This window comes from Hymenobacter actinosclerus (assembly GCF_900111515.1).
Lineage (GTDB): Bacteria > Bacteroidota > Bacteroidia > Cytophagales > Hymenobacteraceae > Hymenobacter > Hymenobacter actinosclerus.
In genome coordinates, this window is sequence record NZ_FOHS01000002.1 from 447,407 (window position 1) to 470,041 (window position 22,635).

Annotated in this window: 19 protein-coding genes, 1 tRNA gene and 2 pseudogenes; 5 read left to right on the plus strand and 17 right to left on the minus strand. The window is 61.1% G+C overall.

Annotated elements, in window-relative coordinates:
• Positions 1 to 129 precede the first annotated feature (129 nt).
• The gene (gene tyrS, locus BMY67_RS08275; RefSeq protein ID WP_092770373.1) at positions 130 to 1,452 is read left to right on the plus strand and encodes a tyrosine--tRNA ligase; all 1,323 of its coding nucleotides are present in this window, start codon (positions 130 to 132) and stop codon (positions 1,450 to 1,452) included.
• Positions 1,453 to 1,723: 271 nt separating this feature from the next.
• On the opposite strand, the pseudogene BMY67_RS19775 reads toward tyrS, so the two are convergent.
• Positions 1,724 to 1,891 (minus strand): annotated as a pseudogene (locus tag BMY67_RS19775) (histone H1); the annotation flags it as partial.
• A gap of 240 nt (positions 1,892 to 2,131) precedes the next feature.
• Positions 2,132 to 3,382 carry an aminotransferase class I/II-fold pyridoxal phosphate-dependent enzyme gene (locus BMY67_RS08285; RefSeq protein WP_092770377.1) on the minus strand — a complete coding sequence of 417 codons (1,251 nt, stop codon included), beginning with the start codon at positions 3,380 to 3,382 and terminating at the stop codon, positions 2,132 to 2,134.
• Between the two features lie 332 nt (positions 3,383 to 3,714).
• Here BMY67_RS08285 and accC point away from each other — a divergent pair, with 332 nt between their 5' ends.
• Together accC and BMY67_RS08295 are read left to right on the plus strand one after the other, a co-directional pair.
• Positions 3,715 to 5,229, plus strand: a complete 1,515-nt coding sequence (gene accC / locus BMY67_RS08290) for an acetyl-CoA carboxylase biotin carboxylase subunit (RefSeq protein WP_092770379.1) — start codon at positions 3,715 to 3,717, stop codon at positions 5,227 to 5,229.
• Between the two features lie 44 nt (positions 5,230 to 5,273).
• Positions 5,274 to 5,471: a hypothetical protein gene (locus BMY67_RS08295; protein WP_092770381.1), complete on the plus strand. Its 198-nt coding sequence runs from the start codon at positions 5,274 to 5,276 to the stop codon at positions 5,469 to 5,471.
• A gap of 112 nt (positions 5,472 to 5,583) precedes the next feature.
• Here BMY67_RS08295 and BMY67_RS08300 read toward each other — a convergent pair whose 3' ends face one another.
• From BMY67_RS08300 to BMY67_RS08340, 9 genes are all read right to left on the minus strand, one after another.
• Positions 5,584 to 6,294 carry a hypothetical protein gene (locus BMY67_RS08300; protein WP_177189750.1) on the minus strand — a complete coding sequence of 237 codons (711 nt, stop codon included), beginning with the start codon at positions 6,292 to 6,294 and terminating at the stop codon, positions 5,584 to 5,586.
• A 281-nt stretch (positions 6,295 to 6,575) separates the two neighbouring features.
• On the minus strand, positions 6,576 to 7,301 hold the full coding sequence (bshB1, locus tag BMY67_RS08305) for a bacillithiol biosynthesis deacetylase BshB1 (protein WP_092770383.1): 726 nt from the start codon (positions 7,299 to 7,301) through the stop codon (positions 6,576 to 6,578).
• A 119-nt stretch (positions 7,302 to 7,420) separates the two neighbouring features.
• Entirely contained in the window at positions 7,421 to 8,554 is a 1,134-nt protein-coding gene (locus BMY67_RS08310) for a M23 family metallopeptidase (protein WP_245744953.1), read from the minus strand.
• Positions 8,555 to 8,687: 133 nt separating this feature from the next.
• Positions 8,688 to 9,632 (minus strand): thioredoxin-disulfide reductase, encoded by a 945-nt coding sequence (gene trxB / locus BMY67_RS08315; protein ID WP_092770387.1) that lies wholly within the window; start codon positions 9,630 to 9,632, stop codon positions 8,688 to 8,690.
• A 305-nt stretch (positions 9,633 to 9,937) separates the two neighbouring features.
• Positions 9,938 to 10,801, minus strand: a complete 864-nt coding sequence (locus BMY67_RS08320) for a sigma-70 family RNA polymerase sigma factor (RefSeq protein ID WP_092770389.1) — start codon at positions 10,799 to 10,801, stop codon at positions 9,938 to 9,940.
• Between the two features lie 145 nt (positions 10,802 to 10,946).
• Positions 10,947 to 13,106, minus strand: coding sequence for a polyribonucleotide nucleotidyltransferase (gene pnp / locus BMY67_RS08325; protein ID WP_092770391.1), 2,160 nt, complete (start codon positions 13,104 to 13,106; stop codon positions 10,947 to 10,949).
• A gap of 193 nt (positions 13,107 to 13,299) precedes the next feature.
• Complete coding sequence (gene rpsO / locus BMY67_RS08330) at positions 13,300 to 13,575, minus strand: 30S ribosomal protein S15 (protein ID WP_092770393.1); 276 nt, start codon at positions 13,573 to 13,575, stop codon at positions 13,300 to 13,302.
• 140 nt (positions 13,576 to 13,715) lie between these two features.
• A complete protein-coding gene (locus tag BMY67_RS08335; RefSeq protein WP_092770395.1) occupies positions 13,716 to 15,149 on the minus strand; it encodes an LptF/LptG family permease in 1,434 nt (477 codons plus the stop codon).
• A 115-nt stretch (positions 15,150 to 15,264) separates the two neighbouring features.
• Positions 15,265 to 15,678 (minus strand): START-like domain-containing protein, encoded by a 414-nt coding sequence (locus BMY67_RS08340; RefSeq protein WP_092770397.1) that lies wholly within the window; start codon positions 15,676 to 15,678, stop codon positions 15,265 to 15,267.
• Positions 15,679 to 15,814: 136 nt separating this feature from the next.
• Here BMY67_RS08340 and BMY67_RS08345 point away from each other — a divergent pair.
• Together BMY67_RS08345 and BMY67_RS08350 are read left to right on the plus strand one after the other, a co-directional pair.
• Positions 15,815 to 15,888, plus strand: a tRNA-Met gene (locus tag BMY67_RS08345).
• Positions 15,889 to 16,064: 176 nt separating this feature from the next.
• Positions 16,065 to 16,511, plus strand: coding sequence for a hypothetical protein (locus BMY67_RS08350; protein ID WP_092770399.1), 447 nt, complete (start codon positions 16,065 to 16,067; stop codon positions 16,509 to 16,511).
• Positions 16,512 to 16,609: 98 nt separating this feature from the next.
• On the opposite strand, the gene rplT is transcribed toward BMY67_RS08350, so the two are convergent.
• The 6 genes and pseudogenes from rplT to BMY67_RS08380 all read right to left on the minus strand — a co-directional run bounded on the left by rplT (position 16,610) and on the right by BMY67_RS08380 (position 22,476).
• Positions 16,610 to 16,954: a 50S ribosomal protein L20 gene (gene rplT / locus BMY67_RS08355; RefSeq protein ID WP_092770401.1), complete on the minus strand. Its 345-nt coding sequence runs from the start codon at positions 16,952 to 16,954 to the stop codon at positions 16,610 to 16,612.
• A gap of 165 nt (positions 16,955 to 17,119) precedes the next feature.
• On the minus strand, positions 17,120 to 17,314 hold the full coding sequence (gene rpmI / locus BMY67_RS08360) for a 50S ribosomal protein L35 (RefSeq protein WP_092770403.1): 195 nt from the start codon (positions 17,312 to 17,314) through the stop codon (positions 17,120 to 17,122).
• Between the two features lie 234 nt (positions 17,315 to 17,548).
• Positions 17,549 to 18,106 (minus strand): annotated as a pseudogene (gene infC, locus BMY67_RS08365) (translation initiation factor IF-3); the annotation flags it as partial.
• 202 nt (positions 18,107 to 18,308) lie between these two features.
• On the minus strand, positions 18,309 to 20,258 hold the full coding sequence (gene thrS, locus BMY67_RS08370) for a threonine--tRNA ligase (protein ID WP_092770405.1): 1,950 nt from the start codon (positions 20,256 to 20,258) through the stop codon (positions 18,309 to 18,311).
• Positions 20,259 to 20,425: 167 nt separating this feature from the next.
• Positions 20,426 to 21,547, minus strand: a complete 1,122-nt coding sequence (locus BMY67_RS08375; protein ID WP_092770407.1) for a tetratricopeptide repeat protein — start codon at positions 21,545 to 21,547, stop codon at positions 20,426 to 20,428.
• Between the two features lie 44 nt (positions 21,548 to 21,591).
• A complete protein-coding gene (locus tag BMY67_RS08380; RefSeq protein ID WP_177189751.1) occupies positions 21,592 to 22,476 on the minus strand; it encodes a tetratricopeptide repeat protein in 885 nt (294 codons plus the stop codon).
• Between the last annotated feature and the right edge of the window lie 159 nt (positions 22,477 to 22,635).

The window sequence follows — 22,635 nt, forward strand, 5'->3', positions numbered from 1 at the left end:
AGACGTGACAAAGGTACCGCCGAGCCGCTACCTTTGCGCCCTATCCGGACACTTACCACAGCGGGCACCCCGCCCCGGAGCGGTATTGCCTGCCTGACAACTGCCAACTACCCCCTGACAACTCTTTCCATGGACCTGATTGAAGAACTGCGCTGGCGCGGCATGTTTCACGACATGATGCCTGGCACCGAAGAGCACCTGGCCACGGGCCAGCCCATCACTGGCTACATCGGCTTCGACCCGACCGCGCCCTCGCTGCACATCGGCAACCTGGCCACCATTATGCTGCTGGTGCACTTGCAGCGCGCCGGCCACCGCCCCCTGGCCCTGGTGGGCGGCGCCACCGGCATGATTGGCGACCCCTCGGGCAAATCGGCCGAGCGCAACCTGCTCGATGAGGCCGCCCTACGCCGCAACCAGGCCGGCATTCAGGCCCAGCTGGAGAAATTCCTGGTCTTCGACGACTCGCCCACCGGCGCGCTGGTGGTCAACAACTACGACTGGTTCAAGGACTTCGGCTTCCTGGGCTTCCTGCGCGAAGTGGGCAAGCACCTGACCGTAAACTACATGATGGCCAAGGATTCGGTGAAGCGCCGCATCAGCGGCGACGAAAACTCGGGCGCCGAGGGCCTGAGCTACACCGAGTTCAGCTACCAGCTGCTGCAGGGCTACGATTTCGTGCACCTGTTTCGCACCTACGGCTGCACCCTGCAAATGGGCGCCTCCGACCAGTGGGGTAACATCACGACCGGCACCGAGCTGATCCGCCGCATGGGCGCCGGCGAGCCGGAAACAAACAGTGAGCAAGTCCCGAAGGCCTACGCCCTCACCGGCCAGCTCATCACCAAGGCCGACGGCACCAAGTATGGCAAGAGCGAAACCGGCACCGTCTGGCTCGACGCTTCGCTGACCAGCCCCTACCAGTTCTACCAGTTCTTCCTCAACGCCGCCGACGCCGACGTGCCCCGCCTCATCCGCGTGTTCACGCTGCTGACCAAAGCGGAAATTGAGGCCCTGGAAGCTGAGCACGCCGAGGCCCCCCACAAGCGCATTCTGCAGAAGGCCCTGGCCGAGCAGGTAACTACCCGCGTGCACGGCACGGCAGCCTACGAAGCCGCCCTGGCCGCCTCGCAGGTGTTGTTCGGCGGTGGCGAGCTGGCTTCCCTCGACGAGGCCACCCTGCTCGACGTATTTGCCGGCGTGCCCCAGGTGGAAGTGCCCCGTGCCGACCTAACCGAGATGAACGTCGTCAGCCTGCTGAGCGAGGCCACCGGCGGCGTCGTGTTCCCCTCCAAGGGCGAGGCCCGCAAAATGATGCAGGCCGGCGGCGTGAGCCTGAACCGCGAGAAGATGGCTCCCGAGCAAATGGCCAACGACGTAACCCCGCTGCTGGGTCAGTACCTCGTGGCCCAGAAGGGCAAGAAGAACTACTTCCTGCTGAAGCTGGTGTAGCTTTTTAGAAGGTTAGGTTAGTTATGAGAGCATTGCCATCCTGAGCATGTTGCGCTTTGAGCAAGGATGACAATGCTTCTTGCTTCGCTTCATGCTCAGTTTTTACAAAAAGAAGCCCCGCCGAAGTTCGGCGGGGCTTCTTTTTGTAAGGCAAAAGGCCGCACAGCGGCCCGATTGCTTACTTCTTCTTGGCAGGAGCGGCCTTCTTGGCAGCACCAGCGGCCGGAGCGGCCTTCTTGGCGGCACCAGCAGCCGGAGCAGCTGGGGCATCGTTCTTCTTGTTCTGCACCTCGGTGCGGATTTCCTGGGCCATGTTCTTCAGCTCCTGCATGCCTTTACGCACGCGGGTACCGGCGGCCGAGTTCTGCTTGTCATAGAATTTCTCGAAGTCACCTTCGAGCGACATTACGAGGTCCTTCAGTTTGCTAAAATTGCTCATCTGGGAGGGGTTATGGGGTGTGGAAGAGAAAAGATTCGGCTCCAATATACAGGGATTTCAAATACAAGCAAGTTGTAAAGTTTATTTCTCAAACCCCCGCTACGGCCCCATGAGGGCCTTTTTGACCTTATACCCCACCCCAATGCCTCCAGGCAGCGGCAAGCCGTTCTTTAAAATGTGCTAAATGCAAAAGCCAGCTCCCGGACCGGAAGCTGGCTTTTGCATTTAGACGGGGCAAAGCTAGTCTGCCAGCCCGGCAGGCACTTCGGCTTTGGAATAAACGCCTTTCGCCAGCTTCTCCTGCACAATTTCGAAGGCCTTGATGGTCATCTCCACATCATCGAGCGTGTGCACGGCCGTGGGAATGAGGCGGAGCATGATGACGTCCTTAGGCACCACCGGATACACCACAATAGAGCAGAAAATGCCGTAATTCTCGCGTAAATCGAAGGTTATCTGCACCGCGTCGCCAATCTGGCCGGCCAGCATTACCGGCGTAACGGGCGAAGTCGTCGTGCCCAGGTTGAAGCCTTTCTCGCGCAAACCGCTCTGCAGGGCCCGCACGATGGTCCAGAGATTTTCCTTGAGCTCGGGCTTGGTGCGCAGCAGCTCCAAACGCTTGAGCGCGCCCACTACCAGCGGCATGGGCAGGCTTTTGGCGAAAATCTGGCTGCGCATGTTGTAGCGCAAATATTCAATTACGTTCTCGGGGCCCGCTACGAACGCGCCGATGCTGGCCATGCTCTTGGCGAAGGTCGAAAAATAAAGGTCGATGCCGTCCTGCACGCCCTGTTCTTCGCCCGTTCCGGCGCCCGTAGCGCCCATCGTGCCGAAGCCGTGGGCGTCGTCGACGAACAGGCGGAACTGGAATTTCTCCTTCAGCTTGAGCACCCCGCGCAGGTCGCCCTGGTTGCCCGACATGCCGAATACGCCCTCGGTAATGACGAGGATGCCGCCGCCGCTGGCGTCGGTGATGCGCTGGGCCCGCTCCAACTGCTTTTCGAGGCTGGCCATATCGTTGTGCATGTACACAAAGCGCTTGCCGGCGTGCAGGCGCACCCCGTCAATAATGCAGGCGTGCGACTCGGCGTCGTACACAATGACATCGTGGCGGCCCACCATGGCGTCGATAATCGACACCACGCCCTGGTAGCCGAAGTTGAGCAGCATGCACTCGGGCTTCTTGATGAACTCGGCCAGCTCGTTTTCCAGCTGCTCGTGCAGGTTGGAGTTGCCGCTCATCATGCGCGCGCCCATGGGCAGGGCCATACCGAACTCGGCAGCGGCGTCGGCGTCGGCGCGGCGCACCTCGGGGTGGTTGGCCAGGCCCAGGTAGTTGTTCAGGCTCCAGGTAAGTACTTCCTTGCCGCGGAAAATCATGCGGGGCTTGATTTCGCCTTCCAGCTTAGGAAATGCGAAATAGCCGTGCGCGTAGTGCGAGTGGCTGCCCAGCGGGCCGCGGTTGGCGGCAATCTTTTCAAATAGATCCACGAGGGAACGGGTTGAATGTGAAACGGAAACGACGGGTATGATTGCGACCTTAACCGCCGGAATATGTGCAAAGTTATGGCAATCCGCAAAGGTAAGCAGTTAGCGGTTGCCAGCGGCCAGTTTTTTGGTGCGGCCGGAAGGTCGTTTCTTTGGGTGTTAAAATGGTTGCCGTCAGGAAAACAGAACGTCATGCTGAGCTTGCCGAAGCATCTCGCGTGCTGACGTTGCCCTACTAATACACCGTCAGCACGCGAGATGCTTCGGCAAGCTCAGCATGACGTTCAATCTCTGGTTTATTTCACCCGCCATCCACTCCCTGCCCCTCCCACCCCATGACAAAAATTAAAAAGCTTCTCGTAGCCAACCGTGGCGAAATTGCCCTGCGCGTGCTGCGCTCGGCCAAGGAAATGGGCATCCAGACCGTGGCCATCTTCTCGGAAGCTGACCGCAACGCCCTGCACGTGCGCTACGCCGACGAGGCCGTGTGCGTGGGCCCGCCCGCCAGCAAAGACAGCTACCTGCGCGGCGACAAAATCCTGGAAGTGTGCCGCGAGCTGGGCGTCGATGCCATTCACCCCGGCTACGGCTTTCTGAGCGAAAACGCCGAATTCGCCCGCCAGGTGAAGCAGGCAGGGCTGATTTTCGTGGGTCCCTCGCCCGAGGCCATGAACATCATGGGCGACAAGCTCTCGGCCAAGCAGGCCGTGCAGGCCTATAATATCCCGCTGGTGCCCGGTACGGCCGAGGCCATTTCCGACGTGCCCACCGCCCGGCGCATTGCCGCCGAGGTAGGCTACCCCATTCTGATTAAGGCTTCGGCCGGCGGCGGTGGCAAGGGCATGCGCCTGGTACACGCCGATGAGGAGTTTGAGGAGCAGATGCAGCTGGCCATCAACGAGGCCGTGTCGGCGTTCGGCGACGGGGCCGTGTTCATCGAAAAGTTCGTCACTGGCCCGCGCCACATCGAGATTCAGGTACTGGGCGACGAGCACGGCAACATCGTGCACCTGTTCGAGCGCGAGTGCAGCATCCAGCGCCGCCACCAGAAGGTGATTGAGGAAGCCCCGTCGTCGGTGCTCACGCCCGAGCTGCGGGCCGAAATGGGCCGCTGCGCCGTGGATGTGGCCCGCGCCTGCCAGTACGCCGGGGCCGGCACCGTGGAGTTTCTGCTTGATGATAAGCACAACTTCTACTTCCTGGAGATGAACACCCGCCTCCAGGTAGAGCACCCCGTCACGGAGCAAATCACCGGCCTCGACCTGGTAAAAGAGCAAATCCGCGTGGCCGAGGGCCAGCCCCTGCCCTTCCGGCAGGAAGATTTAACGATTACCGGCCACTCGCTGGAGCTGCGCGTGTACGCCGAAGACCCGCAGAACAACTTCCTGCCCGACATCGGCACGCTCACGACCTACGTGCGCCCCCAGGGCCCCGGCGTGCGCGTCGACGACGGCTTCGAGCAGGGCATGGACATCCCGATTTACTACGACCCCATGATTGCCAAGCTGGTCGTGCACGGCGCGACCCGCCAGGAGGCTATTGCCCGGATGCTGCGCGCCATCGAGGAGTACCAGATTACCGGCATCCAAACCACGCTGGCCTTCGGAACCTACGTGCTGAACCACCCCGCCTTTGTCAGCGGCCACTTCGACACCAACTTCATCCGCGACCATTTCCCGGCCGACGCCCTGCAGCCCCCCGCCCCCGACGAGGCCACGGCCCAGGTAGCCGCCGTGCTGGCCGCCATGCTGCTCACCGAGAAAAAGCCCGGCGCTACCGTTGCCACTACTTCGGAAACGCCGGCCGTGGCTGGTTCGGCCTGGAAGCGCAACCGGCTGGGCGTGCGGTAGGGCTTGGTAACTGAAAACACCTTCTACTTCTACCGTGCTACGTTATGAAAATTCATCACCCTCTGCACTTGGGCGTGCTGCTGCTCATCCCCTTTCTGTCAGGGTTTATCATCAGGGGCATAATTGCCAATAATACCGCGCACGTTACAACTGCCTGGTCGATGTATTTACTGTTGGCAGGCTGCCTTCTTGGCCTGGCGTCAGCCGTTGCATTGCTTTTTAAGAAGAGCCTGAGCCAATAATCCGAGTTCAGTTCACCCCTACGCAAAGCGCCCGACCACACCAGGCCGGGCGCTTTGCGTACTGAGTAATCATCCTTCTTTAAAGTACATTTTGCCGCACTATCTGGGTCATTCAGGCTGATTTGGCACGAATACTCCTTCCCCTATCCCCCACCCAGCTCATCACTACCTCATCCGAAACGTCCGCCAATTTCGGGGCCGGCCAGCGGCGCAGGGCCCAATGGGTGGGCAGGTAGATAACGACCAGCAGCGTGAGCAGCCAGCCAACGAGGTAGAGCGGGGCGGGCAGCCAGGTCTGGGGCCGGGCATCATCGAAGCCGAAGACGTAGTTGATGTTGACCGGGATTTTGGGGTCGGGCATGATGGTACCGGCGGCGGGCAGCCAGAAGTAGGCCACCAGGCACAGGCCCCAGGCCAGCAGCGTCCAGGCGGGCAGAGCGCGCCGGTCGTAGCCCAGGCGCTTCACCAGAAACAGCAGCAGAAAGGGCAACCAGCCGTGGAAGAACGAGAGCCCCCGCAAAAACAACGAGCGGTTGGGGTCGAACATGTAGGACGTCATGCCCAGCAGACGCCCGCCCAGCAGCTCGCCCACGAAGTCGGTGCACCAGAGCACCTGGGGCAGCAGGATGCCCACGGCGGCCATGGAGGCCGGCAGGCGGTGGCCGGTCCAGATACTGATCAGGCACAGCAGCAGCGCCACGTCGCAGAAGTACAGGAAGTTGGTGGGGCCGTAGTTGACCCAGTACACCGGCACCATCACGGCCAGAAAGGCCGTGAACAGCAGTTTCAACCCGAGCGGAATGGGAGCGGCAGCATTTTTCATGGGATGAGGCATTGGTTGGCGTGATGAGAGGCAGAGCAGCCGGATGAGCCTGGAAAGGATGCCCGAAATAACACCCGCCCAACGTGGCAACCTGACCATTCCAACGCTTTATCAGACTTTAGCCATCCACATTAAATCCAGCATTCAGGCATCTGAGACGGAATTCTACGCTTTCGTACCGGACTTTACCCGCAGTCAGAATCATAAAGAAAAAGACCTTCCGGCTAGCCTTTTAAGCTAGCCGGAAGGTCTTTTTTAACCTTAATGAGAAGTACGATTCGCTAAATCAGCTCCGTGACCTCGCGCACGCCAATCGGCCGCTCGCGGGTAAAGCCTTCGCCGTATTGCGCGCCAATGAGGTGGCCGAACTCGCGGGCCCGGGCCTCCATAAAGTCGCTGAAAGCCGGCGTAGAAAGGTACGTGGTGGGCTCGTCGATGGGGCTTTCGGCGGTGTGGAACTGGGTTTTGTAGGCCTGAATGGATTCCCACTTCTTGGGCCAGTGCGCGGTGATGTCGACCACGAAATCGGCGGGTAGCTGGCGGTCCTGGATGTAGTGGTACACCACGCGGGGGCGCCAGGGGGCCTGGGGCTGGCCATCCTCGCCCAGGGTCTCAATCATGCGCAGGCCCGCCAGAAAGCAGGCCTCGGTAGCCAGCTGGGCGGCGCGGCCGTGGTCGGGGTGCCGGTCGTTGATGGCGTTGCAAAGCACCACGTCGGGCTGGTAACGGCGCAGGGCGGCCACCAGTAGCAGCTGGTGCTCCCGGTCGTTGCGGAAGAAGCCGTCGGCCATGCCCAGGTTTTCGCGCGCGTGCAGGCCCAGGATTTTCGTGGCCCGCTCCGATTCTTCGGCCCGGGTCTGGGGGGTGCCGCGGGTGCCCAGCTCGCCGCGGGTGAAATCGACGATGCCAATGGTTTTGCCCGCCGCCGCCGCCGCCAGCAGCGTGCCGGAGCAGGACATTTCCACATCATCGGGATGCGCCCCGAGGGCGAGTACGTCAATTTTCATTTTTAGGAACTGGGTTGGTTGGGGTCTGGAGAACTGAGAAGACAAGCTAACAGCCCGTCATTCAGAGCATGTGGCGCATCAAGCCACATGCTCTGAATGACGGACTACCAACCTCACTGCTACTTAATCCGCAACATGCGGCCGATGCGCAGGGTGCCGGTGCCACCGTTGAGGCGGCGCAGCTGGGCCTGCGAAACGCCGTATTTCTGAGCAATGCCCGACAGGGTTTCGCCGCTGCGGATTTTGTGCGTTACCACCTTGCGCGCCTGGGTGGGCCGGGCCTTGCTGCTGCTACCACTACCCGCCCCCGGCACACTGCCGCCCCGGTAGCGGAGCGACTTGCTGTAATAGTCGAACAGGGCCGACGTAATCTGGAAGTTGTCCTTGATGAGCTTGTAATCGGGAAAATCGTAGAGCTCATTCGGGTTGATGGGGTTGCCCTCGTAGCGCACCTCGAAGTGCAGGTGCGAGCCGCTGCTGCGGCCCGTGCTGCCACCCCAGCCAATCAGCTCGCCGGCCTTCACGAAGGTACCGGGCGTTACCAGCGCCTTTTGCAGGTGGCCATAAAGCGTTTCGATGCCGTTGTAGTGGCGCACCAGAATATAGTTGCCGTAACCGCCGCCGTCCCACTTCACCAGCCGCACCACGCCATCGAAAGCCGTTTTCACCGAGTCGCCGGTGTTCAGGTCGAGGTCGGTGCCGTAGTGCCAGCGGTAACCGCGGAAACCGAAGCCCGACGTGATGGGGGTACTCTTGAGCGGCATGCGGGCGTAGCGCTGCTTCTCGGGCTCGGTGAGTCGCAGGTTGAGCGTATCCTTGATGCGGCGGCCATCCACCCGGTAAGGGTTGATGTTCTGGGTGTCCCAGATGGCGTAGTAACCGGCCACCTGAATCCAGCTGGAATCAATCCTGACCTGCTCCTTTACTTCCACGATGTGCTGCTCGCCCTCGTTGAGCGAAGTAGTGTCTTCGCTCACCATCGAGAGCTTGCGGGCCGGGTTGAAGAAGATGGACTTGGCCGCCTCGGAGTTATCGTCGGGCAGCTCCTCGGTCTGGATGAGCACCGTGGTGTCGGGCCGCACGTAGCGGATGGAGGGCGTTTTGATGCGGAAGAAGTCCTTTCGCTTACCGGATTCGCCGGCTTTGGTTTTGGCGGGCACCTTACGCCGCTGGGCCAGCAGCTGGCCGGGCAAGCCTAAAAACAGCCCGATCAGTAGCAGCGGTAGCAGCCAATGTTTAGCAAAATTCAGCAAGAGCAAGAAGTTAATGAGTGAATGAGTGAATGAGTGAATGAGCGAATGCCGCAGGGTCAACGCCCCACCGAACCGGCTGGTATACCCCGTAGGCTCAGCCGATTCACACATTCACTCATTCCCTCATTCACCGCTAGTCGCCCAGCGCGGCCAGGTAGCGTTCGGCGTCGAGGGCGGCCATGCAGCCGGTGCCGGCGGCCGTGACGGCCTGGCGGTAGGTGTAGTCCTGCACGTCGCCGCAGGCAAACACGCCGTCGACGTTGGTTTTGCTGGTGCCGGGGATGGTTTTGAGGTAGCCCTGCTCGTCGTGGTGCAGGTAGGGCTGGAATATTTTGGAGTTGGGCTCGTGGCCGATGGCCACGAAAAAGCCTTCCACGGCCAGGTCGCGGGTCGTGCCCTCCACCACGTTCTTCACGCGCACGGCCTCCACGGCGTGCTCGCCCAGGATTTCGTCGGTTATCGTGTTCCAGAGCACCTCAATCTTGGGGTTGTCGAGCACCCGCTTCTGCATGATTTTCGAGGCCTTCATCTCGCCCTTGCGCACAATCATGTACACTTTCGAGCACAGGTTGGCCAGGTAGGTAGCTTCCTCGGCGGCCGTGTCGCCGGCGCCCACAATGGCTACGTCCTTGCCGCGGTAGAAGAACCCGTCGCACACGGCGCAGGCCGACACGCCCGAGCCGTTCAGGCGCTGCTCGGAGGGCAGCCCCAACCACTTGGCCGAAGCCCCGGTGGCAATAATCACGGTGTCGGCGGTCAGCTCCAGCTTTTCGTCGATGGTAATGCGGCGCGGGTGGGCCTCAAAGTCGACGGCCGTGGCAATGCCGTAGCGGATGTCGGTGCCGAAGCGCTCGGCCTGCTTTTTCAGGTCCTCCATCATCTCGGGACCCATCACGCCATCGGGGTAACCGGGGAAGTTCTCCACGTCGTTGGTGATGGTAAGCTGGCCGCCGGGTTGCAGGCCCTGGTACATAACGGGGTTCAGACCGGCGCGGGCGGCGTAAATAGCGGCGGTGTAACCGGCCGGACCGGAGCCGATAATCAGGCAGTGAATGTGTTCGGAAGTCGTAGGAGCCATAGAGTGGAAACGGCGGCAGACCGGGCCCGCGCCGGGATGAGTTGAGTTTGGAACTACAAAGGTAACAAGCCGGCCGGGTTGGGTTGTTTCGGGTCGATAGGCCAGCGGGCTAAATGAACGGTGTGGTGCCACGACTTTTTCAGTCGTGGCACCACTATCGTTGCTGACTTCTGGTGCTTAGCCGTCCAACGATAGTGGCACCACGACTGAAAAAGTCGTGGTACCACACCCGGTGACTGGCTCACTCCCATCAACAAAAAACCCCAACCAGCGGGTCAGGGTTTGATGCTTCAGGAGTAGAAAATCTACCCCAGGTAGGGTTTCAGGGCTTTGCTGCGCGAGGTGTGGCGCAACCGGCGGATGGCCTTTTCCTTGATCTGGCGCACCCGCTCGCGGGTCAGGTTGAACTTCTCTCCGATTTCCTCCAGCGTGAGCGAGCTTTCGCCGTTCAAACCAAAGTAGAGCGTGATGACGTCAGCTTCGCGCTTGGTGAGCGTGCTCAGGGCGCGCTGCACTTCCTTGCGGAGCGAGTCGTTCATCAGGCCCATGTCGGGGCTCTCCTCGTCCTCGTTTTCGAGCACGTCGAGCAGGCGGTTTTCCTCGCCCTGCACGAAGGGAGCATCTACCGATACGTGGCGGCCCGAAATCTTGAGCGTGTCCACTACTTCCGAGGTGGTCAGCTCCAGCACTTCGGCAATTTCCTCGGGCGAGGGCTCGCGCTCAAACTTCTGTTCCAGCTCCGAGAACGACTTGCTGATTTTGTTCAGCGAGCCTACCCGGTTCAGGGGCAGACGCACGATGCGCGACTGCTCGGCCAGCGCCTGCAGAATCGACTGGCGAATCCACCAGACGGCGTAGGAGATAAATTTGAAACCGCGGGTTTCGTCGAAACGCTTGGCGGCTTTAATCAGGCCGAGGTTGCCCTCGTTGATGAGGTCGCCCAGGCTCAGGCCCTGGTTCTGGTACTGCTTGGCCACCGACACCACGAAGCGCAGGTTGGCTTTCGTCAGCTTTTCCAGGGCCAGCTGGTCGCCTTCCCGGATGCGTTGCGCCAGCGTTACCTCCTCGTCGGGGGTGAGCAGGTCCACTTTGCCAATCTCCTGGAGGTATTTATCCAGCGACTGGCTTTCGCGGTTGGTAATCTGCTTGCTGATTTTTAACTGTCTCATTGCGGGCGCGAGAGAATGAAATGAGTGATGCGTGTGCTTGTTAACGTCGTTTTTCGATTCGTCGGGCGAATCCCCCCGTTCAACGGGTACCGGGCTCAGTTTAATGCAACGGCCCGGTACCCGCTAAAGTTCGGCACCGGCTGTTTTAAGCGGCACCGTTGGAGTCGGCCGCCCGCTCGGGCTTAGCCATAAGCACCTTCCGCGAAAGGCGGTATTTGCCCGTTTTCTTGTCGATGTCCAGCAGCTTCACGTCAATCTCCTGTCCTACTTCGAGCACACCTTCCAGCGAGGCCAGCCGCTCGTGCGACACCTCCGAAATGTGCAACAGCCCGTCTTTGCCCGGCATGATTTCCACGAAGGCACCGTAAGGCTGGATGCTGCGCACCTTGCCCTTGTAGGTCTCGCCCACTTCCGGTGTAGCGGCAATGGCGTTGATGCGGTCGATGGCGGCCTGCATGTCTTCCTGGTTGGAAGCGTAGATGCTTACGTGGCCCTTCTCGTCCTTCTCCTCGATGATAACCGTGGCGTTGGTGTCCTTCTGAATCTGCTGGATAACCTTACCGCCGGGTCCGATTACGGCGCCGATGTACTCCTTGTCAATCAGCATCTTGTGCGAGCGGGGCGTGTGCGGCTTCAGCTCGGCAGCGGGCTGGCTGATGGTCTTGGCCATCTCACCCAGAATGTGCAGCCGGCCTTCGCGGGCCTGGTGCAGCGCGGCGGTCATAATCTCGGCGCTCAGCCCCTGGATTTTGATGTCCATCTGGCAGGCTACGATGCCTTTCTCGGTGCCGGTTACCTTGAAGTCCATGTCGCCAAGGTGGTCCTCGTCGCCCAGAATGTCGGAAAGCACGGCGTACTCGCCGGTTTCCTTGTCCTGCACAAGGCCCATGGCAATGCCCGACACGGCAGCGCGCACCGGAATACCGGCGTCCATCAGCGCCATCGAGCCGGCGCACACCGTGGCCATCGAGCTAGAGCCGTTCGACTCCAGAATGTCCGACACAATGCGCACGGTGTAGGGGTTCTCGTCGTCCGAAGGCATTACCTTCTTCAACGAGCGCAGGGCCAGGTTGCCGTGGCCGATTTCGCGGCGGCCGGGGCCGCGGTTGGGCTTCACCTCGCCGGTCGAGAAGGCCGGGAAGTTGTAGTGTAGCATGAACTTGCTGTAGCCCGACGTCATGGCCGTGTCGATGATCTGCTCATCGAGCTTGGTGCCGAGGGCAACGGTGGTCAGCGACTGGGTTTCGCCGCGCGTGAACAGGGCCGAACCGTGGGCACCGGGCAGGTAGTTTACTTCGCTCCAGATGGGGCGGATTTCGGTGAGTTTGCGCCCGTCGAGGCGGGTGCGCTCCTTGATCATCATGTCGCGGATGCCTTTCTTCTCCGCCGAAGCGTAGTAGCGGCCGAACATCTTCTGGTCGAGCTCGGGGTTTTCGGCGAGCATCTTTTCCAGCAGCGGCTTCTTGATGGCCCCGAAGGCCTCCTTGCGGCCGGCTTTGCTGGTGTTGCCCGACTTGGCCACATCGTAGGCGCCCTGATAAACGGCGTCGTTGATTTGCTTTTTCAGCTCCTCATTCTCGACGTACTTGGGGTAGTCGCGCTTTACTTTCGACTTTTCTACTTCAGCGGCCAGCTCCTGCTGCACGCGCACCTGCTCCTTGATGGCCTCGTGGGCGTAAGCAATGGCTTCCACCATCTCCTCCTCGCTCACCTCGTCCATTTCGCCTTCCACCATGGCCACTGAATCGGCCGTGGCACCCACAATCAGGTCGATGTCGGCGCGGGCAATGTCGGCGGTGAGGGGGTTGATTTGCAGCTTGCCGTCGATGCGGGCTACGCGCACCTCCGAGATGGGGCCGGCGAACGGAATGTCGGAAATCGAGAGGGCGGCCGAGGCGGCCAGGGCGGCCAGCGCGTCGGGCTGCACGGTTTTGTCGGCCGAAATCAGTGTAATCATCACCTGCACCTCATAGTGATAATCCTTGGGGAACATGGGGCGCAAAATCCGGTCGACGATGCGGCAGACCAGGATTTCGGCGTCCGAGAGGCGGCCTTCGCGGCGCTGGAACGAGCCGGGGATGTTGCCGGCCCCGCCGAACTTCTCCTGGTAGTCAACCGACAGGGGCAGGAAATCCACTTCGCCGCGCGCGCTGGGCTGCGACACGACCGTGGCCAGCAGCATGGCGTCGCCGAGGCGCACCACAACGGCGCCGTCGGCGAATTTGGCCAGCTTGCCGGTTTCGAGGGAAATCTGCCGACCGTCGGGCAGGGTGATGTGCTTGGTAATGGCGTGGTAGTTGGGCATCGGGGTGCTTTAAGGGAAAGCGTGCAGCGGGCGAGCAGCCGAAAAAACCGGACCGGCAATGGCCTGGTCTTGCTCTAAAAAAGACGATTCGGAATCTAAACAACAAAACCGGCGGAATAATGCGGCCGGCTTTGGGCAAAAAAAGAGCAGGGAACCTTCCAAGTGAAAGGCTCCCTGCTCCGGGGAAGGGGGCTTACTTACGCAGGCCCAGCTCCTTAACAATCGCGCGGTAGCGGTTGATGTCCCGCTGCATGAGGTAATCCAGCATGCTGCGGCGCTTACCTACCAGTTTGAGCAGGCCCAAACGGGTCGAGAAATCCTTCTTGTTCACCTTGAGGTGCTCCGTCAGGTCCAGAATACGCTGGGTGAAGAGCGCAATTTGCGACTCGGCCGAACCGGTGTCTTTAGAGGTTTTCTGGAGGCTGTTTTTCTCGAAAATAGCCTGTTTTGCTTCGGTGGTCAGTTGCATCGGCAGATAGGTTGCCCCGTCTTTGATTAAAAAAAGAAAAGAAGATTCACCCCGCACCTCGGGGTGAGCGCAAAGGTAAGGATTTAATGCGGGGAATGCGGGCAGAGAATAGGATAAATGTGCGAACGGCCCCGATTGCCCTATACCGCCTTCTTGTAGCCCCGTAGCGGCCAGCGCAGCCAGCGGGGCACCAGGCGGCCCCAGTTGATGTCGAGCAGGCCGGAGTCGTGGCGGGCCTGGTAGAGAAAGAACAGGCCGATGGGCAGCAGAATGGCGGCCGACATCCACATGCCCACACTCACGGGCATTACCTGCTCGCGGCCGTACTTCTCGCCCATAATCGAGAAGACGTAATAGATGATAAAAAACACGATGGACACCAGAATTGGCACGCCCAGCCCCCCCTTTTTGATAATAGCGCCCAGTGGCGCCCCAATCAGGAACATGAGCAGGATGGCGGCCGACTGGGTGTACTTGCGGTAGGTTTCGATGCGGTAGTTGGCCGTTTCCTTGGTCAGGTTGGTCAGCCGCTCCTCGGTGGTTGTGAGGGACGACAGCACGTTGCGGGCCCGGTTGGCCGCTTGCTGGGCGATATTCTTGGTATCGGGTGGCAGCCGCTTGGCGGGCACGGCCCAGGCGGCCACGCGCTGGTCGGCGGCCTGGCCCAGCGTGTCGAGGCGCAGGTAGGTGTAGTAGGGCGTGAGCTGCCGCACCACCTGCCGGCGCTCCTGGCTCAGGCGGCTCTGGAGCGAGTCGGTATAGTGCCTGAGCTGGCCCAGGTTGAGCATCATCTTGTTGGTGTTGAACAGCTCTTTCTGGGTGCGGTCGAGACCGAACGATTTCAGCGAGAAGGTAATCAGGTTCTGATCGAAGTTCTGGCGGATAAAGCTGGCCCCGGCCGTGCTCTGGGTGTTGGGCTGCTCGGTGTAGGAGCGCCCCCGAAACAGCTCCAGGCCCAGGTACTGCCCCCCGAAACGGGTAAACATGCGGCCCGAGTCGGCCAGAATGACGGTGCTGCCGCCGCGCCCGCCGGTGTGGTCGTAAATCATTACCCCCTTCAGAATGTCGCCATTCTTGCCCTCCTTCTCATCTACCTTAATCGTGAAGCCGGGAATACCGTTGTAGAACACGCCCTCGCGGATATCGAGGGCCAGTTTCTGCTGGCGCACATCCCAAAGCAGGCTGAAGGCTTCGAGGTTGGCCATGGGCACAATGGTATTGTTGAACCAGAACGCGCCGCCGGCCAGCAGCAAACTTACCAGCAGCACCGGCCGCAGAATCCGGGTAAGCGAAATACCGGCCGTTTTGATGGCCGTCAGCTCGTGGTGCTCACCCAGCGTGCCAAAGGTCATGAGCGAGGAAAGCAGCACGGCCAGCGGCAGCGAAATGGGCACAATCAGCACGCTGAAAAAGAACAGCAACTGCAGAATGACGCCCAGGCCCAGATCCTTGCCCACCAGATCGTCCATGTATTTCATCATGAACTGCATCAGGAAGATGAACTGCACCACGGCGAAGGTGAGCAGAAACGGCCCGGCAAAGGCCTGCAAAATCAGCTTATCAAGTTTTTTCATAGAAGCAGCCGCCCGCCCCCGGTCCGGCGGACCCAAAAAACAACGGGGAGCAAACGCGAAACGAAGATACGGCTCGTTTCGCGTCTGCTCCCCGGATTGCGGGCTATAATTAGGCCTAGCCGCCCACCTGCTCGCGCAGCTTCTGGATCAGGCCGGCCCACATTTCCTCCAGCTCCTCGGTGTCGGTTTCTTCCGAATAGTCGACCACCCGCAGGTATACTTCCTGGGTCAGCTCCGACTCTTCAATCAGAAAGTCGAGGTAGTTGGCGTCGGCTACGGTCTTGCGCCGCTCATCCAGAAAGCAGAAGCGCACCGAGCGGTTGGTGCGGTGCGAGCTCATTTCGGCATAGTGGGGCTGGTTGTCCCACACGAAGTTGAAGTGCTGCGAGCCCTCGACCTGCACGCGCTGGCAAAACCACTGTTCGAGGCCCGAGGCCGTAGCCAGGTAGGGATACAGAATCTTGGGCGAGGCATTTATGGGATATTCTACCGAAAAACGGTGTTTCTGACGAGTAGCCGAAAGGGACATAAGCAGTACAGGGTAAAGAATTTAGGACCGAAGGGCCGCCGGGCGGCTCCCACGGCAGCCAATATACGCGGCTTTTTTTTCCTTCCCCCCTTGCACCGCTTCAAAACTTGTGCCTACCTTTGCACCACCAAAACAGGGCGGGATAGCTCAGTTGGTTAGAGCACAGGATTCATAACCCTGAGGTCACGAGTTCAACTCTCGTTCCCGCTACTTGCAAAAACCGCGTCGGATACCTTCCGGCGCGGTTTTTTGCTTTTATCTCGTCCCGCAAGCCCACCCGGGTTTATCTATGGTTCTGCTTTGCCAGAAGCGCCGCTAACCGACAATTCGGCGCCATTAGTCTAAATAAGTAGGACGTTGGGCGAGAAATATGCTCCTTTGGGCCCATGCGGCAGCAATTCCAGAACCCTACGGGCACCACGTTTCTCATCACCGAGTTTGATCAGCAGAATAACTGGATTTACAACAACTGGCAGGGGTTGCTGACCATGGAAAATATTCAGCAGGGCTCGTATGGAATTCTCGATATCATCCAGCAAAGCCAGTGCCCCTACCTGCTCACCGACAACACCCACCTGCTCGGTTCCTGGAAGCACGGCAACGACTGGCTGGAGAAGGTCTGGATTCCGCAGGCCCTGGCGGCTGGCATGACCTACTACGCCCACGTTAAAGCCCCGGGCGTATTCGGTCAGGCCTCGGTAGAGGATATGCACCTGCGCGTAGGTTCCCGGTTGCCGCTACAGCTTTTCGATGAGATGGAGGATGCAGTAGCCTGGCTGCGCGAAATGCAGGCCCTGGACGCCAAAAACCAAGGCCCCGTCAGCCTCATTTGAAGGCCGGGTTTATCCCCGGACATTTTCCACCGGACTACAAAAAAGCGGCTGCCCCTTTCGGAGCAGCCGCTTTTTTTATGGTCAGTAGCCGCGGACGGTTACTTCATTTTCTCCACGATGCCCTTGAAAGCCTCGGGGTGGTTCAGCGCGAGGTCGGCCAGAACTTTACGGTTAAGCTCGATACCGGCCTTCTTGAGGCCACCCATGAACTGCGAGTACGACAGGCCGTGCTCACGAGCGCCGGCGTTGATACGCTGAATCCAGAGGGCGCGGAACTCGCGCTTCTTTACTTTCCGGTCGCGGTAGGCGTAGAGCAGGCCTTTCTCAACGGCGTTCTTGGCAACGGTCCAAACGTTTTTGCGACGGCCGTAGTAGCCTTTCGCCAAACGCATGATTTTCTTCCGACGGTGGCGCGAGGCCGCGTGGTTTACACTTCTTGGCATAACCTGGGTTGTTTTTGGCGGCCGGCGGCGGACTTACTGCCGCAGCTTGGGTTCCTACCGGACGCCTGGTTTTTGGTTTTTGAAATTATGAATTATAGATTCTGAATTTTGAATTACTCCTCGAAGCCGATGCTCCACTCATAATTCCTAATTCAAAAATCATAATTACATGTTAAGCATGTCCTTTACGCGGTTCATGTCGGCCGAGCTAACCAGCGTCACGTGCGTAAGGTTACGCTTCTGCTTGGTGGTCTTCTTGGTCAAGATGTGGCTCTTGTAGGCGTGCTTACGCTTGATTTTGCCCGTGCCGGTCAGCGTGAAACGCTTCTTGGCGCCGGACTTGGTCTTCATTTTCGGCATTGTGGTGGTAGAAAAGGGTGAAACATGCGGCGGTCGGCTGCCTAGGGCCGGTGCGCCAGCGAAAAGACGGAGCAAAGCCCCGGGGTAAGTGCGTTACTCGGCTCCCTGGTCGGCAGCGGAGACTTCAGCCGTGGCCGTTTCCTGGGCTTTGGCCTCGGGGGCCGGGGCAGCCGTAGCGGGCTTGGCGGCTTTGTCGGCGGGCTTGGCCTTATCAGTCTCCTTGGGGGCCACCTTTTTGGGCGGAGCCACCACTTTCGGAGCCAGATACAGGAACATGCGCTTGCCTTCGAGCTTGGGCAGCTGCTCTACTTTAGCCAAATCCTCGAGGGCCTGGGCAAACTTGAGCAGCAGGATTTCACCCCGCTCCTTGAAAACAATGCTGCGGCCCACAAAGTGAACGTAGGCCTTGATTTTCGCGCCCTCCTTCAGGAATTCCTGGGCGTGCTTGAGTTTGAAAGCAAAGTCGTGGTCGTCGGTGTTGGGTCCGAAGCGGATTTCCTTGATGACAACCTTGGTTTGCTTGGCCTTCAGCTCACGGGTTTTCTTCTTCTGCTCGTACTTGAATTTCGAGTAGTCGATAACCCGGCACACGGGGGGCGTGGCAGTGGGCGAAATTTCTACGAGGTCCAGGTTTTGGTCCTGCGCCATGCGCCGGGCCTGATCGGTGGGGTAGATGCCTTGCTCCACGTTGTCGCCAACGAGGCGCACTTCACGGGCCGTAATCTTATGATTGATTTTGAACGGCTCCTCGACCTGGGCGCGAGGGATATAGCGGCGGTTAGGGGTAGCTATGGCGGTTTCTCCTTAAGGTGAAAGTCGATTTTGACTAGAACTACAACCACACCGGGCGGACCCAATGAGTTCAGCTAGCGGGCAAATATCCGCCATTTTTTCCAAATCCTCACCAAAACCTATATAAAAAAAGGCCTTTGCGGGCAGAAAAAGTGGCGGTTTTAGCGGGACCCGACCAGCAGCCGGGCCCCGCCAAGGCCCTTTACTGGGCCGCGCCGTCCATCAGGGCGGCCACCTGCGTTTCGAAGCTCTTGATAAACGAGTCGATGGGCATCGAGCCCACGTCGCCCTCGCCGTGCTTGCGCACCGACACGATGCCGTTTTCCTGCTCCTTCTCCCCCACGATCAGCATGTAGGGCACCTTCGACACTTCGGCGTCGCGGATTTTGCGGCCGATTTTCTCGTCGCGGTGGTCGACGGTGCCGCGCAGCTCGGCGGCCATCAGGCGGTCGTACACCTGCTGGGCGTAGTCGTGGTACTTCTCCGAAATGGGCAGCACGGCGAACTGCTCGGGCGAGAGCCAGAGCGGGAAGTTGCCGGCGCAGTGCTCAATCAGCACAGCCACGAAGCGCTCCAAGGAGCCAAACGGGGCCCGGTGAATCATGACGGGGCGCTGGCGCGAGTTGTCGGAAGCCACGTACTCTAGGTCGAAGCGCTCGGGTAGGTTGTAGTCGACCTGCACCGTGCCCAGCTGCCACTTGCGGCCCAGCGCGTCGCGCACCATAAAGTCGAGCTTGGGGCCGTAGAAGGCGGCCTCGCCCAGCTCCGTTACGGTGGTCAGCCCCTTCTCGGCGGCCGACTCGATGATGGCCTGCTCGGCCTTGTCCCAGTTCTCATCCGAGCCGATGTACTTGGCCTTATTTTCGGGGTCGCGCAGGGAAATCTGGGCCGTGAAATCCTGGAATCCCAGTGCCCGGAAAACATAGAGCACCAGGTCGATAACCTTGGTGAACTCTTCCTTTACTTGATCGGGCCGGCAGAAGATGTGGGCGTCGTCCTGGGTGAAGCCGCGCACCCGCGTGAGGCCGTGCAGCTCGCCGCTCTGCTCGTAGCGGTACACCGTGCCGAACTCGGCCAGGCGCACCGGCAGGTCGCGGTAGCTGCGGGGCTTGGTCTTGTAGATTTCGCAGTGGTGGGGGCAGTTCATGGGCTTGAGGAAGAACTCCTCGCCCGGGTTCGGCGTCTTAATGGGCTGGAACGAGTCGGCCCCGTATTTCTCGTAGTGGCCGCTGGTCACGTACAGCTCCTTGGAGCCGATGTGGGGCGTTACCACGGGCTGGTAGCCGGCCTTCACCTGGGCGCGGCGCAGGAACTGCTCCAGCTTTTCGCGCAGCATGGTGCCCTTGGGCAGCCACAGCGGCAGCCCCGCTCCTACTTTCTCCGAAAACGCGAACAGCTCCAGCTCCTTGCCCAGCTTGCGGTGGTCGCGGCGCTTGGCCTCTTCCAGCTTTTCGAGGTACTCGGTCAGCTCCTTGGCCTTGGGGAAGGTGATGCCGTAGATGCGGGTGAGCTGCTTGTTTTTCTCGTCGCCGCGCCAGTAGGCGCCGGCCACGTTGAGCAGCTTCACGGCCTTGATGGTGGCCGTGTCGGGCAGGTGCGGGCCGCGGCACAAATCCACGAAGTTGCCCTGCTGGTAAAACGTGATGGAGCCGTCATCGAGGCGCTCCAGCAGGTCCAGCTTGTAGGGGTCGGCCTTCTCGGTGAAGTAGGCCACGGCTTCGGCCTTGGATACGGCGCGGCGCTCGAACTTGCTTTTCTGGCGGGCCAGCTCCAGCATCTTCTTCTCGATTTCCGGGAAATCCTCGCTCGAAATCGTGCGGCCTTCGCCCAGGTCGATGTCGTAGTAGAAGCCGTTTTCGATGGCCGGACCGATGCCCAGCTTCACGCCGGGGTACAGCGCTTCGAGGGCTTCGGCCAGCACGTGGGCCGAGGAGTGCCAGAAGGCCATCTTGCCATCGTCGTCGTTCCAGGTCAGGATAGCAACCTGGGCGTCGTGCTCGATGGGGCGGTGCAGGTCGCGCACTTCGCCATCAACGCGCACGCCCACGGCGTTGCGGGCCAAGCCTTCGCTGATAGCGGCGGCGACATCGTAGCCCGTGGCGCCATCTACAAACTGGCGCACCGAGCCATCGGGGAGGGTGATATTCAACATAAAAAAGGGAGCGTAATGGCTATACAAACAGCCGTGAGGCCGCAAGTTACGGAAATGGTGAGATGGTGAGGTGGTGAGATGGTGAGTTTGACGTGCCAGGGGCCTGATTGCGCCACTTGCGTCAGTAGGCCCCTGGCACGTCAAACTCACCACCTCACCATTTCACCTCAAAGCCCCGGCTTAAGCACGCTCAGCGGCTCGATGGCCTCAACGGGCGCGGGGCGCGGGGTTTCGTCGACGATGATGCCGCGGGCGCGGTTGCCTATTTTCCAGACTTTATAGGTCCAGCGGCGGTTGCCCGGGTTTTCGGCCACCAGCAGGCGGTACTGGTCGGCGGCTTCGGCCCATTTTGCCTGGCTTTCGAAGCTTTCGGCCAGCATGGCGCGGGCCTCGGGCAGGCGCGGGGCGCGGCGCAGGGCCCGTTGCAGGTAGGGCACGGCCTGCGGGTAGCGGCGGGCCTTGTAGGCGGCCAAGCCCAGGCGGTAGTCGGCACGGTAGAAGGTGGAATCGAGCCGGCCCACGCGGGCGTAGCTGCGGAGCGCCTGCTCCGGCTGGTTTTGGAGCTCGAACTGCCGGCCGTAATCATACCACAGCGGCGCGTAGGTGGAATCCAGCTTCAGGCCCCGGGCGGCGTAGATGGCCGCCTGATCGGGCCGCCGGTAGGCGTTGGACAGGAAGGCCAGCTGATGCAGGATTTCGGGCTCGCGCGGGGCGCGGGCTACGCTGGCGCGCAGGTAGTCGAGGGCCTGCACGGTATCGGCCAGCCCCACGAAGGCCAGGCCCTTGTAGAACAGAGCGGCGGCCAGGTCGGGCTCCTGCTGTAGGGCGCGGTCGAGCTGGTCGAGGGCATCCTGGTAGCGGCGCGAGGCCAGGTGCATTTCCCCTACCAGCAGGTTGAGCTCGGGCGAGGCAAAGCCGCGGCGGGCGGCCTGGTCGGTGGCATCGAGGGCAGCCTTGATAAAACCCTGGGCCCGCAGGGCGCGGGCCTTGGTGAAGTAGAACTGGCCCGGCGAATCGTCGAGGGCCAGGGCCTGGTTGATGTCGCTCAGGGCCGCGTCGGTCTGGCCGGCATCGAGGCGAAAAGCGGCGCGGCGGGCGTACAGCGAAGCGTTGCGGGGCTGCCGGATGATGGCGCCGTCGAGCTCCTCGGCCTGCACGCGCGGGCCGCTGGCCACGGTGCGCAGGTCAATCATGGTATCGGGCCGGGCCGCCGGGGTGGGCTCGGCGCAGCCGGTCAGCAGGGCGGCCGTAGCCAGCCCGGCAAGCCACCAAAATTGAGAAACCCGCAAAGTCAGCAAAAGTAAAGTGAGGCCCCAAAGATACGCGCCGCTGCTCAGAGCGTCAGGCGCAAACGGGAGTGCTGCCGGCGCTGGCGGCGGTTGAGCTGCTCGAGCAGCAGCTGGCAACGTCGGCTGATAACCAGCTCCTCGGCCGTAACGGGCGTCAGCTGGGCGGCTGCTTGCAGCACATTCCGGGCGCGGGTATACTGGCTGCGGTTGAGGTAAACCCGGGCCAAATCGTAGGCCACCTCAATGCGCTGCGAATCCAGCTCGTAGGCCCGGCGCAGCGCCTCGATGGCCAGCAGCGTGCTGCCGCCCGCCGGCACCCCGCCCAGAAACAGCCGGCTGTAGAGGCGCTCGGGCAGGCTGTAATGGTCGACGCGGTAGTGCCAGCGGCCCAGCTGCTGCCAGGCCTCGGCCCAGTCGGGCCGCAGCTCGGTGGCCCGGTACACGTGGGGGCGCATTTCGCGGTAGGCCAGCAGGCGGCTGCGCAGGGGCCGCAGGGGCGCCTGGGCCGCCAACACCCGGGCGGCCGCATAATGGCCCTCGGCCCCGTCGGGGCACACGACCAGCGCCCGGTTGGCGTAGAGGCGGGCGGCGGTGTAGTAGGCAAAGCGTCGGCTCTCGTCGGTGTAGCGGCTGCCGATGCGCACGCTCAGCACGGCGGCCTGCCAGAGTGCCTCGTAAGTAGCCGGCGCCTGCGCCAGCACCTGCTCGTAGCGGCCCAGCGCCTCCGATTCGCGGTAGGATTTCAGGAGCTGGCCCGCTTCGGCCAGCCCGGCCCGCAGCGCCGGACTGGTGGGCGGTGCCCCGCAGGGCGGCGCCAGAACAGTTGCCGCAGCAGCCTTTTCGGCCGCCGAGCGTTTGGGCCGGAGCTGGGCCTGCGCTTGCTCCGGGCACATCAGCACACCGGCCCCGGTCAGGAGCAGGCTCAGCAAGGCACAACGAACCAGGGGCAGACGATACAACAGCATATACAACCAACGACCCGGCGGCCAGAATCCATCTACCAACGCAAAAATGCGCAATCCGGCTCACATGCGGGGCAGCGCCAAAACGCGGAGGGGAGCAGCGCCCTGCTACGGTGCTACTCCCCT